Here is a 13568-nt window from a genome sequence, read left to right as displayed (position 1 = left end):
TTCGACGACTCATGCGACGATCTTTCGAAGGACGCGTGGATACCGTAGGCTCCGCCGCGATCACCCGTTTGTCCGCAAGGATCTCAGGCGACCGCTGCAGCGGAATCGATCCGATCCCACCAGCGACGCGGGCAATATTTGAGAACGGACGCTCATTGCTGTTCAGCTCCTCCATCATCAACAGGTCGGAGCCGATGAGAATCAGCAGGACCGGTTTCGTCTGCAACACTCGATCCCAGGCCCGCTGAAGCATGCGTTCAAAGGCACCCTCGGCGTCCATCAAGCAAGGCGGGCGCACGACGCTGCACCCAGAGCACGGCGTCGTCGGCTTCGGGCCCAAACCCGGGACGGTTCAGTACACCATCCGGGAATCTCAGGTTAGCCACCTGCGGCAACGCACTCCTGCCAGGCACATCAGGGCCGCGGTACGGACACGGGCGTGAGGTCGATGCCGGACGGCGGGCGCAGTCGGCGCAGTGTGCCGTCCGCGCAGGTGACAAATAGTGCCCACCCATCGACATCACGGGCGATGCGGACCGAGGTCGGACCACGCGGCGGTATCGGCAGCGAATCAGGAACGAGCCACCCTTCGGCCACGGTACAACTGGCACCGGTGATCGGATCGAACTGGTAGACGCTGCCGGAGTTGTCGCCCGCGACGAAGACCAGCCCGGAACTCGTTGCTTCGAGGTCATCGAGTCCAGGGAACAGTCCGTCGCGGATTTCGCCCATCACCGATGCGGTGTCCGGTGCGTTCAGCGGAACCCGGACGATCTTGGAGGCGAGCATGTCGTCGATGTAGATGGTCTGGAGATCCGGGGCGAGCGCAAGCCCGTTGGGAGTCTGGGCCTTGGCCCAGCCCGGTGTGAATTCACCCGAAGCAGCCCGGTATCGACTGATGCCGATCGGTCGCGTAGGAAGCGTCAGGTGGGTGATGAGCAGATCACCGTCGGGCAACAACAGCAAGCCATTAGGTTGCACCAGTCCCGTGAGCACGGTTGTGGCCGTGCGGTCGGTCACGTCGAATCGCTGCAATGTGCCCTCCCCGTTCGGAGAGGACTGGTCGCCTGTCAGGAAGTACAGGTGGTCTCCCACGAGGCGTATCCCGGCTGGATTGTCGAGATTCGTCAGCAGCGTTGTGACGTCCGATTCGGCATCGATGTGGTACAGAATGCCGGGAGTCAGCGCGGTGACGTAGAGCCCGCCTGCCCCGTCCGGCTCGAGGTTCTCCAGCTCACCCAATCCTGACGCCAGCGTCTCGGCCTGCCAGCCGACTGAGCATGAGCCGACAGCGGCACCTGCAGGCGCCGTTGGGAAAATCAGCACTATGGCGGTGGTCGCAGCAGTAACCGCCGCCGCGATGATCCGAGGTGCGAACACGAGCATCCCGATGCGTGTCATCACAGTTCACACTGTATCGACCAGCTGGATCCGGCAACGGCGCGGCTATCAGAGGTGGACATGTCCACCTACCTGTCCAGCCAGCTGAATACCGACAACGGTCGCGAGCATGATCACAAACGCCAGGTGGTATCGCCCGAGTTTCCGGCCGATGTACATCTCCCTCTCGACAGGCTCCGAACCACTACCCAGCCGCACCGCCGTCGGCCAGGTTCGAATACCCGCCAGCACGAGGAACATCACGAAGATCCCGAATGACATCGATGTCGCCCACCGGGGAGCACCGTTGCCGAGTAACTGCACGACCAGAGCCGCGAGCGTAGTAGCCACCGCAATGGAAACCGCAGCGAGATTCGGCCGAACCAAAGTCGCCGTCATCACCTTGTAGTACCCGATCAATGTCGACCGGTCACGCTCCGAAGGCATGTCCGCGAGCGGTGTAGCCGGTCTGTCGATCATCACTTCGTGCCAGAGCGTGGCAGCCAGGAAACTGGCACCGCCCACCGCGAACGCCTCACTGCCCGCCCCCTCCTCCACGGCCGCCAGCTGGATCGCCACAATGACCACCAGCAGTGCCATGTAGGCCATGTGGTGCCGGAGAAGGCGTGTGGTCCCCGCCTGAATGTCGAGGCACTCCGTTCCGACCGCAAGAAGCCGGGCCGTCACCCGGGTTCGCAACAAGCTGAGACCGACAAACACAGTCAGGAGGCCGACACATGACAATCCCGCCCACACGGGCCTATCAGATCTGGTCAGCTGCACCGCAAGACCCGCGATCATCAGCACGATGACCATGCCCACGACGCCACAGCTGCAGGTGGCCTCGGTCATCCGGGCGTAGTAGCCGGAAAGCAAAGACGATCCGAGAGGCTCGGCCGGCCGCAGCGTCGACCAGCCGATCAGGAACTCACGCCACAGAAGAGCGACAAGGAACGCAGAACCACCGACGACGAGGGCGGTACTCATCGTACGAGCGCGGTCCAGCGCCACGGTGGGAGCTGTTCGCGAATCTCGGTAACCATGCATGCACTTTAGCTATAAAATGGCCAGCTGACAAGATAATTCTTGTCATATATCAATTTACCGAGCCGATCGATCCGACAATCCCTCGCGGCATCGTTGAGACAGTCACCGTGCGACGTCACCCTCGGACAAGGCGGCTGCGGTTCGACAGCACGTTCTCGAACTCTGCCAGCACTTGCCGCAAGAACTGCTGCGACGGCTGGTTCGGGAATGCTGTTGCGCCGTACAGCGTGTCGATAACCGGCCGGAGTTGCCGGCCACCGTCGACAACGGGCCGTACCAGCTGCTGATCGGCGCAGCGGCTCACCACCGGGGCCAGTAGCTCGGCAGCCTCTGATGTCCGGCCCGTCGCCGACAGGCAACATCCTCGGAGCAATTCGGCGTTCAACAGCGCTCGCGGCCTGTTCTGCCGGGCGAGCTCACTCACCAGCCGCTCGGATCGACGGTAGGCCAGCTCAGCTGCCGGGCGGGTGGATTCGGCCAGCAACAGCCGGATCGCCGAGTCGTGAGCGAGTTCGGAAGCAACCGCCATCGGTGCGTTCGGCTGGATGGTGTATGGGTTGAGTTGTTTTAGCGCCCGACGATCAGCGGCGTCTATCGGCAGCCCGGAGCGAATGCGCTCGTTGAGGATTCTGGCATCCAACCGCGGCAGTGACAGGTTCGCCGCGATCTTGGCGCCCTCGCCCAAACGCTCGTGCACCGTATCGGGGTCGCCGCGTACCGCGGCCAGGCGCGCTCCGGTGCCGTAGGTGGCCAGCAAGAACTCCATGGCACCGCCCTCCGGACTCGATCCGGCGGCCAGCAACTCCTCGGCCTCGATGAATTGGCCCTTCTCATAGAGCAATTCGCCGAGCAACGCGCCGGCCAGCCGGGCGTCGTGTGATTGCCTGCCGGTCTGCAGTGCCAGGTTCAGCGCGGTCCGATAGCTGGACTCGGCCGCAGCGATATCGAGTTGCTCGTACGAGGCCATCCCGTCGGCGCAGTCGCAGTACACGACGCCGAACGGACCGCGGGCCCGGTTCCGATAGGACTCGACCCAACGATGCCAACGGTGCACCTCGTCGAAGTCGAATCGGTACAGCGCCGATCCCATGGCCGTCACAGCGGTCGCATGCGCCAGGAAAGGCCTCATAGGATCTCGGACCTGCGACAACACCGATTGCGGCACGACCGCCGACCGGTCCGCGACCAGAGATACGGCGGTGCGCGCCAGCGCCGCCTCGAAACGGGTTTCCACGGTCCGCTCATCGTCGGGGGGCGCTGCAGCCAGAGCCGCATCGGCGTGATCGAGCGCGGCGAGTGCGGCGGCAGGCCGTTGCACGGCGATGTTCGCCCAGGCGACTTTCGCCTGCAGTGCGGGGTCGAGCACGGTCAACGAGTGGGGCAACTTGGCCACGAGCCCGAGGAATGTCGCATTCTGCGCACGTTCCATCAGTTCTTCGGCATGTTCTTCTACCAGTTCGACGGCGTGGCCGGGTCGGTCGGCCGCGAGTGCGTGATCGACGGCCTCGGTGAACATGCCGTGGTCGGTGAACCATTTCGATGCCGTCAGGTCCAGGTGCTCGAGCAGGCCGGGATGCTGCTGGACCAACCGGCGTCGCAAGAAGTCGGCGAACAGTCCATCATAGCGGAACCACCGCAATTCGTCATCAACGTTGCGCAGGAACAGATCTCGCTGCCTGACCTCCTCCAGGAACGCTTGCCCGGATCCCACGCCCGACAGTGCTTCGGCGAGTTCACCGCACACTCGCTCGGGCACCGAGGTCCGCATCACGAAGTCGAGCATGCTGGGTTCGAGCGCTTCGATGACGTTCTCCATCAGATATTCGCCGATGGCGTAATGCCGTCCAGAAATCTGGCTGATGTACGCGCCGGGGTCGTCGCGCCCACGCAGCGACAACGACACCAATTGCAGAGCGGCTACCCAGCCTTCGGTCGATTCACGCAGATTATCGATCTCGATCGCTCCCAGCGACAACTCGCTCGTTCCCGCGATGAACGCCGCGGTCTCCTCGTTGTCGAACCGCAGGTCCGTCTCATCGATCTCGACGAGTTCGTCGTGTGCTCGCATCCGCCCCAGCGGCAGGCCTTTACGACTGCGGCTGGTCACGATCATCCGCAGATGATGACACCCACGATCGAGCAGGAACTCCATCGCCGCGACAGTGGCCGGACCGGTCACCCGATGCCAATCATCGATGACAACCGCCACCGTCTCGCCGCTGTCGTGGACCTCGTCGATCAGTGCGGTCATCACGTGCCCTACGGCATCACCGGAGCGTTCCTCGAGGATTTGCGCCAGGTCTTTCGCCACGCCAGGATGTGCGCGGCGAATCGCATCGACGAGATGCGACAGGAACCACACGACGTTGTTGTCGTCGAGATCCACACTCAACCACGCGACGCGAATGCCTTCGGACTCGAGGACGTCGACCCACTGCGCGGCCAGTGAGCTCTTTCCGAAGCCGGCCGGTCCGTGGATCAATACCAGCCGCCTGGTCCGTCCCTCCCGCAGGATGTCGAGCAGGCGCGACCGCTGGACCGAGTGATGCTGCGGCTTCGGCGGGCGATAGCGGGTCGACGGTATCGCCGACACCGGCTGCGCGGACCACGGGGCAACTGCCGTGGTCGCCACGACTTCCGCGTCGAGCCCGCTGGCCTCTGAACCCGGAGGCAATACCATCGAATCCACCGCCAGACCAGACGAGAACTCCACGTTCCGGAGCCGTTCACCGAATTCGTGGGCGGTCACCGGCCGGTCCTCGAGATCACCGGCCATGGCCGATTCGATGGCCACGCACAGCAGCGCAGGCACACCGCCGCGCCGCAGATCCGGGACTGGCTCGGACGTGATCCGCACGAACTGCGCGACCATCGACTCACCCTGGAGGCGTTCGAAGGCCGCGTGGCCGGTCAACAGGCAGAACAGTGTTGCTCCCAGGCCGTATATGTCCGCGGCGGCCGTGGGATCCTCACCCCGGAACACTTCCGGCGCCGTGTATGCCGGGGTGCCGGCCACCACACCGGCCGCAGTCTCGAATGCACCACCGACGCGTGCGATGCCGAAATCGCTCAGTTGCGGCTCGCCATAGCCGGTGAGCAGGATATTGGCGGGGTTCACATCGCGGTGCAGAACACCGGAGGCATGCGCCGCCGCCAGCGCACCGGCGATCTTCACCCCGACCGAGAGCACCTGCTGCCACGACATCGGACCGTCGGCCCGGATCCGCGACAGCAACGACCCCCGTGCGTGAAACGGCATCACAAGATAGGGCTTGCCGGTTGCGGTGATGTCCGCGTGCAGGATCTGCACGATGTGCGGATGCGCGGCGAACCGCCCCATGGCCCGCTGCTCCCGCAGGAAACGCGCCCGGTCTTCCTCGGTCACCTCGGTGTCGAGAACCTTCACCGCCACCAGACGGTCGAGCGAATGCTCGACACACCTATACACCACACCGAAGCCACCGCGGCCGATCTCCTGCGCATCATCGAATCCGGCCGCGGCTAACTCCGCGGCGATACCGAAGCTCAGGTCGCGCTGTGTTGCCTCCACGTCGCGGTCGCCCACCGTCGGCTCATCCGCTCGGTGAAATCCGCGCGGCGACCGCGCCGAGAGAATCCGGTACCGACCGAGTCGGCCATCCGTTGTCGCAGCCGGTCATCTGCCCACCCTCTCGACGTGGAATCAGTGCCCCGACCGTCTCGATCATAGTCGCGACGTTGACCCGCCGTGGACGACCAGGCCGAGTTCCTGGCCGGATACCCGCACCCGCTTGGTTTCGCGGACGTCCCGGGTCGCTACGCCTCGTCGGATTCACATCGCCGTGTTGAGCCAGCGGCGCAGCGGGCTGAGACACGGAGATTGCTCACGCCGACGTTCGAGTCCATAGGCGATGGCGGATTCGAGCGAATCGGCCACGATCGCCCGCGCCTGCAGCAGAGCCTCGGGATCGTCGGTCCGATCTCGATACTCGGACAGGTCGATCGGCGCACCGTAGGTGACGTGGAAAGGCTGGGGTTTAGGTATCGGTGACCACCCGATACCGCGCACGATCGGCGGCAATTCGTCGGCGTTGCGAAACACGCCTGCCGCGACACCCGCGCGGACAATCGTTCTTCCCACCGGGCCGACGCGGTAATCATCGGCGTCGAGGATGTGGTCGAACACGTCATCGGCACCGGCCACCCCGACCGGGGTGATCGTGTACCCCTCTTCCACTGCCAAACGCACGAATCCGGTGCGATGCTTCCACACCAGCCGGTATCGCTCGCTGCGGGTCTTGAAGACCTCACGCTGCCCTCCCGGCAGCACGAGGACGTCGTGACCATTGCGCATCAGCGTGCGAGTGATTTCGCGATCTCCTACGACGGATCCCAGCGCGGTGAGCAGGTCCCGCCAGCCCGGTATACGCATATGCAGACGATCCGCCAACGACCGAGGCATGCTACCGCTGGTCTGGTAAACGCCATGCAGGCTGAGCAGCACTTCCGCGGTTCCCCAGACGGCGTGGTTTGCGACATAGAGCGTCGGGCGGTCCTGCCGCAAGTTCTCGGTTCCGTGGTATGTCGGGGAGAACCACCGCACCCAGGGTGCGAATGCGAGATCCAGCAGGCTGTCCGCCGGCTGGGACCATGCGAGAGCACGCTGCACCGGGTCGGCCAACATCGTGGTCGCACATCCCGGATTCGGGGCGACGGACGAGCGAGATTCCTCGTGATTCATGTGACGGCTCCAGGATTGTTCCGTTGTTCCTTTTCCCCTGAACTCGAGCCGCCGTCATTGCCGGGAGTCGGGGCCGACGCGGATCGATACTCTCCTGCGTCTCACCAGCAATCTAGTACATATGTTGTCAGTTGTCCATATATCGTGTCCAACGCCGAGCACCCGAACGCGGCGGCAAAGGACCCGTGCACCAGGGAGATCAAGATCCAAGGTCAGGTGACCAGCACCTCCACCATCGCCCTTCGGCCCGGCCAGCGACTGGTCGGGACGACCGGCGACGCAGCGCTGATCTTCCCTCACGGAATCGACGGCGTCTTCGTCTCCACCGACAACACCATCTCTCGACCTGCTGGCCACCGATCAGGTTCGTAGCAGCGACGTCCAGGTCGATGAGCTCGATACCATCGCCGCCGATACCACTGGCCGCAATACCCGTTCTACGGCAATAGTCCGCAAGCACTGCACGGCGCGTTCACCCTGTGGAATCGCCAACCCGACCCCGCCGCAGCGATCACCGCTGACTTACGCAGCATCACCGTCGGCTGTCCCGATGTCCCCGTAACCGGCAGTGGTGTCGAAATCTTCGGCGCGATGTCGGTCACCGCGCCGAGCCCCGATGGCACACCAATCGGCGACGTCTTACACCAGCACAGCCTGAATCCGACCTCGGATAGCGTCAAGGTCTCCACTCTCGCCGCCGGCGCTCTCTACGGCACGTTGAGCGTCAACGCTCCCCCGACCACCCACAGCACAGGCGCCCGAGCCCCCAACGCCTATGCCGGACATCGTCCGCGTGAATCTGGGCGATGTGCACTCCGACGGCCCAGGAAGCCCGCCATCGACGTGTCCGCCTCGATCGGAAGTCTGAACGTCGAGTGCGCGGTCGAGGCAAAAGGCACACCCGGCCTGGCACTGGGTAGCTACACGACCTTGCCCTCCAATGCGATTCGAGTCGACAAGGGTGGCGACATCAACAGCGCCACGATGACCGGACCAATCCGCACGACCGCACCCGCGACGGCCGGCGTCATCGTCGGACACGACAGACATATCGGAATGCACTGCGCCGCAGCAACATCCACCGACGAAGTCAATGAGTTCGTAGCGCAGCGGCGAATCCCGCTCCGGAGAAGAAAATGCGGAACGGATTCGGCAGGCGGCTCGGGTTGGGCGATGAATGTGGCTCGGCCTTGACAGCCGCGACCACGGTCGAGGAGCCCTTCCCGCCCGAGCCGTTCCAGAGCTTTCGAGACAGGATGACACTCACACCGAAACGGTCTGCAAGATCCCGTACGCCAGGGAAGTCGTCACGGCCGATCCAGAGCCCGTCGAGGATTTTCTGCCCGCATCTGCCGGTAGATCTGGACCTGCGCCGACTCCGTACGCGCGCTCCGTCCGTGCGCCTCGCGCGCAGCCGGCGTGTGCATCTTCGATCAGAACCGAATCCACACATACGTCATCATGCGCGCCGCGGACCGTTCGGCGCAGACGCTAGAGCAGTATCCCGAAGCAGGATCGACCGCACGAAACAGGGCCAGACCGCAGAATCGGCAGAACAGCGACCGTGTACGGATTCTCGACTGAACGCACCAGATCGCGCGCTGGAATACTCGCCTCATTCGTCGATCACCACGTTTGTTCTCTCCAGGCAAATATGCGTGTCACGACCACCGGGGTCACTTGACAGGCAGTGCGGCGTCCATGCCTCCGACATCGGAGATCTGCCAGTTGTCATTTCGATCGACGGTCACGGTGTATGTGACGGTGGTTTGTCCGCCGTTCGGCGTCTGGGCGTTGGTCGAAGATACGTTCAGGAAGACGTCGACCTCGTAGGCCCCACCATTCTCCGAAGCCACCACGGCGGCAATGGGATTGGCGGTCGAGGTCCACTGCAGAGGAACCAGGATGTCTTGGAGTGCCGGTGCGGTGGCATCGAATTTGCTGGCCAGCGACGGGATCGTCTGAGCCTTGAGCTTCGCCTGCCACGTCCTCAGGTCGCGATAATCGATCGTGGAGGCGCCGAGCGCGTAGTTGGTGGCGACCTGTTCTGCGTGCTTGCGATCGGCGGCAGCGCGGTCGCGATCGGACAGATCCTGTCGAGCAGACAACAGCAGCCAGGTCAGCACCCCTGTCACGATGAGGGTGATGAGTGCCACCGCAACGGCGAGCACCGTCGACAGCGGCAGGGAAACAGTCGTGCGGCGCCCACCGGCCGCAGTGGGGTGCGAAGGTGGTGGGTCCGCGGTACCGTTCTGCTCGGTCGCATTCGGGTCTGTCTCGATGACACTAGATGACATGTTGAACTCCAATTCTGTTTGCGCGGTTGCTATTTGAGTCGAATTCGCAGTGGTATAGAACCATCCGCGGTGGTCGCGTCGAGGGCTTGGGCAATGAGCGCGCTGATGTCTATCGGCGGCACGGCGTTCGTGGCCGTAGCCGCGAGCGGCGCGATAGCAGGTGCGAGCGTTTTCAGGTCCGGACCGATGGTGTCGAGGTAGGCCGAGACATCATTGAGAAATGGGACCACTCCGTCGCCGTCGGTGTATTGGCCGGGAATCTCGCTGCGGCGGACGAATTCTGCGATCACCTCGGTGAGGCCGTCGATGCTGACGCCCAGTTCACCCCAGAGCGGGCCGGCGGCGGCCATCGAGGGGCCGGTCCAGTCCATGTCGCCTCCCATCGTCTGCAGGTCGGTGAGCAGGCTGCGGATCTGCGGGGTGCGACTGAGGATGGTCGCGGCCAGCAGATCGGTTGAACGGGCCAGCCGCGGAACAATCGCTTCGGTCCCCGCCAGGCTTTGATCGATGGTGTTGATCAGCGAGGCGATGGTGGCGGGATCGAGCTGGTTCAGCAGGGTGGTGACAGTTCGGGCGAGCTGGGGGATCGAGGTCGGCATGCGGATGGTCTGAGCGTCGACCAGCTGCCCGTCGCGCAGGTAGGGCCCGCCGTCGGTGGTGGGTCTGAATTCGATGTAGGGCTCGCCCAGGGTGGACAGGCTTTCGATGCGGGCGGTGCTGGTGGTGGGGATACGGTAGGTGTCCTCGATCCGGATCTGAACCCGCACGCCGTCGATGGTGTTGGCTACGGTCATGACCCGGCCGACCGGAATTCCGGTGAGCAGGACGGGCGAGCCGTCGGCAAGGCCGCCCGAGTCGGTGAGGATCATGGTCGCCGTGGTGTAGTCGCGGAACCAGTCGACGCGGGCGATGCCGAAGGTCAGGTAGGAGGCGCCGAGGATGAATACCGCGGCGATGGCGCCGACCGAGGAGATCGTGGCCGTCTTCATCGCACGGCTCCGATCATCCGAAGCGTCGCGATGATCTGATCCACCTGATCTGCCGCTGCGACCGGAGCGGCTTCCGATGGTGCGATGTCCACGCCGGTGATATTGATCTTCGGACTGGAGGCGAAGGGAATGATCTTGTCGCGCAGGAGTGCGACGAGTTTGTTCAAGTTCGAAGGGGCGCTCAGATCCAATGGTCGATCGGTGAACGCGAGAGGCATGAAAGCGCTGGCCGCCGCGTCGCCGGAGGCCACGAGCGGTGCGAGCCACACCCAATCGTGGGCGACGCCGCCGAGATCGCTGAGGATGCGGAACACTTCGACAATCGAGGTGATGGCGCTGGTGACATGGGTCGCGCCCGTATCTGTGAGCAACTCGTCCAGCGCCTGGCCGTTGTCGAGGACGGCGGCGGTGTCGGCGGAGACCGCGTCCAGGAATCGATCGACCTGATCGAGGTTCGCGGCCACGTCGGTGAGATCGGAACCGATGACGTCGAAGGTGTGGGCGGTACTCGCCGGATCGGGCGGCAAGATGCCGTTCATCCGGTCGATGATGTTCTGAAACTGATTGACCGCGCCGGTGTTGAAGAAGGTTGCCATGCCTGCCATGAGGTCTTCGATCTGGAGAGCCGGGCTGGTGTGCGACAGCGGGATCGTCCCGCCCGGCTCGATGGTTGTCACGGCGCTGCCCGGTGGGGTCGTCAGCGCGATGAAGACGTCGCCGAGCACCGTGTTCTGCCGCAGTTGCGCGGTGGTGTCGACCGATAGTTTCACCGAGTCTGTGATGCGGATCTGTGCGGTGACATAGCCGGGCCGGGCGGCAGAGGCGTCGACGATGTCCACCCGGGAAAGGTCGCCGATCTGTGCGCCGGCGGCGACGACCTTGGCGCGCGGCGGCAGGTTGAGCGCGCTCGGGAACTCGATCATCACCGGGTACGTTTGCCCCGAAACGGTGGTTCCGGGCAGGGGAATCGACGAGGGATCGAAACTGCAGGCGCTACCACCCACGATCACCCCGACGGCCAGGGCGACGACGCGAGTTGTGCGAATGCGAATGCGACAGCGACGCGACGGCGCATCGTGGTTTTTCGGAGTCATCGCGCACCCGCCATTCCGAGAACGAGCTGAACCAATTCGACATCCACCAGTCCATTCGCTGCGTCGGTGCAGTGACCCGGTGCGACAGCATTGATCGCGGCGCATACTTGTTGCGAATCCTGCGTGGGTACAGCGACTTTCGGTGGCGCGTAGTCGATCGCGACAGCACCGGTCGCCGGGTCGATCGATTCGGTCAAAGCGGTGGTGATCGAAGGGATCATAGAGACGATCTCGTGCAGGGTGCCGATATTGGCGGCAAGGAGTCGCACCAGCGGAACCGTCGCGCCGAGGCCGCGGTGGATGACGCTCCCGTACATCGTGGTGATCTCGTTGAAGATCGGCAAGAATCGAAACAGCGAATCGAGGATCTCGATGACCGGCGCGACGAGTTCGTTGTTGACCTGATCCAGCACCGGCGCGAAGCGGGTCAGCATCGACTTGATATCACCCCATCCGCCCGCTGCGCTGGCGGACAGGCTGGTCAGGGCGTCGACGACGGCGCCGATATGCCCGATCGCAGCGTCGGGCGCGGCCAGCGCGACACCCAGTTTGTGAATGATGTCATTGATGCGGGGCCCGAGGTCGGTCGTGGAATTGTCCAGGGCGGACAACCCGCCTCCGATCTGATTCTGCTGAGCGGGGTCGCTGCCACCGTTGAGCTCGTCAGCGAGATTGCTCAACGCGTCGAGGGTTTCGCTGATGCTCTTGGGCGTGAGGGTGTTGGAAATGCAGGTGTGGGGGTCCCACTGACCTTCGGCGCCACGATTGCCCAGCACCGCGAGATCACGGTCGGCGACCAAGGTCTGTGACACCGTGGCGGCCGCGGCGTCGACGGGAAGCGAATAGCGCGAGTCGACGGTGAAATCGACCCGTACCTGTTTTCCCTGTGGGGCGATGGCGGTGACGGAGCCGACCGGGATCCCGAGCAGCGTGACGTGGTTTCCGACGTAGAGCCCGATCGCGTCGGGCATCACCGCGCAGTAGGACATCGTCTTGTGGATGGGTTGCACGACAGTGAGATACGCGGTCGTCACCATCGCGGCGAGCGCCGCGACGCCCGTGACGGATACGAAACCCCTCGAGGCGAGGATCCGGTGCAACATCAGCAGGTCCTCCCGGGCACCGGGATACACAATCCCGAACCATGAACGATGGTCGACGACTGGTCTACGGTGATGCCGTCGGGGGAAATATGGCTGCGCAATTCGTTTCCCAGAGTGTGGATATCGTCGATGACCCCGCCGAGACGTTCGAGGAGACGTTCGAGGTCCGGGATCGCTTCGGCGAGTCGTTGTGCCATCGGCCGCAGAGTGCTCTCCCAGGAGGTCTCGATGGCGGCGATCCGGGAGAACAACATATTGGTGTGATCGACAGCCAGTCTTATTTCGGCGCGCTTGTCTATGAGCACAGTTTCGATCAGATCGATGTTGTGGATCAGACGACCGAAGACGGATTTGGCGTCGCTCATCGCCGTGAGGTATTCATCGGCGACCGTCAGCGTGCGGGAAATGTCGGAATTCTGCCGCACCATGACATCGACGAGAGAGTCGATGGCCGAGCCCATCTCGCGCAGACCTTCCGGAGTCGTGGACAGTGCGGTATCGAGCGCGGCGAAGTTTCTGCGAACGGTGTCCCCGTTCACATCGCGTACCGGCTGAGCCGCATCCTGGAAGACCTGCATCAGGCTGTAGGGCAGCCGGACGCGATCGGCGGAGATCACTCCGTCACCGAGCGGGCTGGTTCCAGCCGGGGTGAGCGCGATGTAGTGGCCACCCACGAAGGTCAGGATGCGCACATCAAGGGTGCTCTGATCGCCGACGAACACCTTGCCATCGACCGTGAACGCCATGTCGACATGGCCGGGCCGCAGGATCAACTCGGTAACACTGCCGACCGGGACACCGGCGAGGCGGATGTCGTCTCCCACCTCGACCGCACCTGCCTCGGAAAGCCGGGCATGGTAGGTCGTCTTGCCAAAAGGCAGCACGTAGAGCACACCGGCGGCAACGAGTACCACGACGATTCCGACCACCCCGACGAC

General features: G+C 63.9%; 11 protein-coding genes. 2 read left to right on the top strand and 9 right to left on the bottom strand.

What is annotated here, in order from left to right:
- Positions 1-414 precede the first annotated feature (414 nt).
- From ACWF82_RS20865 to ACWF82_RS20850, 4 genes are all read right to left on the bottom strand, one after another.
- Complete coding sequence (locus ACWF82_RS20865; protein ID WP_452503440.1) at positions 415-1404, bottom strand: SMP-30/gluconolactonase/LRE family protein; 990 nt, start codon at positions 1402-1404, stop codon at positions 415-417.
- A 45-nt stretch (positions 1405-1449) separates the two neighbouring features.
- Positions 1450-2367, bottom strand: coding sequence for a hypothetical protein (locus ACWF82_RS20860; protein WP_452503438.1), 918 nt, complete (start codon positions 2365-2367; stop codon positions 1450-1452).
- Between the two features lie 175 nt (positions 2368-2542).
- A complete protein-coding gene (locus ACWF82_RS20855) occupies positions 2543-5992 on the bottom strand; it encodes a protein kinase domain-containing protein (RefSeq protein ID WP_452503436.1) in 3450 nt (1149 codons plus the stop codon).
- A 246-nt stretch (positions 5993-6238) separates the two neighbouring features.
- Complete coding sequence (locus ACWF82_RS20850) at positions 6239-7090, bottom strand: lysophospholipid acyltransferase family protein (RefSeq protein ID WP_452503435.1); 852 nt, start codon at positions 7088-7090, stop codon at positions 6239-6241.
- A 201-nt stretch (positions 7091-7291) separates the two neighbouring features.
- Between ACWF82_RS20850 and ACWF82_RS20845 the strand changes: the two genes are divergently transcribed.
- Complete coding sequence (locus ACWF82_RS20845; protein ID WP_452503433.1) at positions 7292-7519, top strand: hypothetical protein; 228 nt, start codon at positions 7292-7294, stop codon at positions 7517-7519.
- Between the two features lie 219 nt (positions 7520-7738).
- Positions 7739-8341: a hypothetical protein gene (locus ACWF82_RS20840; protein WP_452503431.1), complete on the top strand. Its 603-nt coding sequence runs from the start codon at positions 7739-7741 to the stop codon at positions 8339-8341.
- A 482-nt stretch (positions 8342-8823) separates the two neighbouring features.
- Here ACWF82_RS20840 and ACWF82_RS20835 read toward each other — a convergent pair whose 3' ends face one another.
- From ACWF82_RS20835 to ACWF82_RS20815, 5 genes are read right to left on the bottom strand one after another with little or no spacing between them, the layout of a single operon-like run.
- The gene (locus ACWF82_RS20835) at positions 8824-9444 is read right to left on the bottom strand and encodes a hypothetical protein (RefSeq protein ID WP_452503430.1); all 621 of its coding nucleotides are present in this window, start codon (positions 9442-9444) and stop codon (positions 8824-8826) included.
- A gap of 29 nt (positions 9445-9473) precedes the next feature.
- On the bottom strand, positions 9474-10433 hold the full coding sequence (locus tag ACWF82_RS20830; RefSeq protein ID WP_452503428.1) for an MlaD family protein: 960 nt from the start codon (positions 10431-10433) through the stop codon (positions 9474-9476).
- Positions 10430-11527, bottom strand: a complete 1098-nt coding sequence (locus ACWF82_RS20825) for an MlaD family protein (protein ID WP_452503427.1) — start codon at positions 11525-11527, stop codon at positions 10430-10432. The genes ACWF82_RS20830 and ACWF82_RS20825 overlap by 4 nt, the downstream gene beginning before the upstream one ends.
- On the bottom strand, positions 11524-12630 hold the full coding sequence (locus tag ACWF82_RS20820) for an MlaD family protein (RefSeq protein WP_452503424.1): 1107 nt from the start codon (positions 12628-12630) through the stop codon (positions 11524-11526). Before ACWF82_RS20820 ends, ACWF82_RS20825 begins: the two co-directional genes overlap by 4 nt.
- Positions 12630-13559, bottom strand: a complete 930-nt coding sequence (locus ACWF82_RS20815) for an MlaD family protein (protein ID WP_452503422.1) — start codon at positions 13557-13559, stop codon at positions 12630-12632. The genes ACWF82_RS20820 and ACWF82_RS20815 overlap by 1 nt, the downstream gene beginning before the upstream one ends.
- Positions 13560-13568: the final 9 nt, after the last annotated feature.

The organism is Nocardia sp. NPDC055053 (genome assembly GCF_053608285.1).
The sequence above is the reverse complement of the archived record's forward strand: the minus strand, read 5'-3'. Positions and strand labels throughout refer to the sequence as shown.

Bases quoted from the DNA above. Each gene is read 5' to 3' on its own strand.
- ACWF82_RS20820 (WP_452503424.1), bottom strand. From the start codon at position 12,630: ATGTTGCACCGGATCCTCGCCTCGAGGGGTTTCGTATCCGTCACGGGC.
- ACWF82_RS20835 (WP_452503430.1), bottom strand. From the start codon at position 9,444: ATGTCATCTAGTGTCATCGAGACAGACCCGAATGCGACCGAGCAGAAC.
- ACWF82_RS20860 (WP_452503438.1), bottom strand. From the start codon at position 2,367: ATGAGTACCGCCCTCGTCGTCGGTGGTTCTGCGTTCCTTGTCGCTCTT.
- ACWF82_RS20825 (WP_452503427.1), bottom strand. From the start codon at position 11,527: ATGACTCCGAAAAACCACGATGCGCCGTCGCGTCGCTGTCGCATTCGC.
- ACWF82_RS20830 (WP_452503428.1), bottom strand. From the start codon at position 10,433: ATGAAGACGGCCACGATCTCCTCGGTCGGCGCCATCGCCGCGGTATTC.
- ACWF82_RS20850 (WP_452503435.1), bottom strand. From the start codon at position 7,090: ATGTTGGCCGACCCGGTGCAGCGTGCTCTCGCATGGTCCCAGCCGGCG.
- ACWF82_RS20840 (WP_452503431.1), top strand. From the start codon at position 7,739: ATGTCGGTCACCGCGCCGAGCCCCGATGGCACACCAATCGGCGACGTC.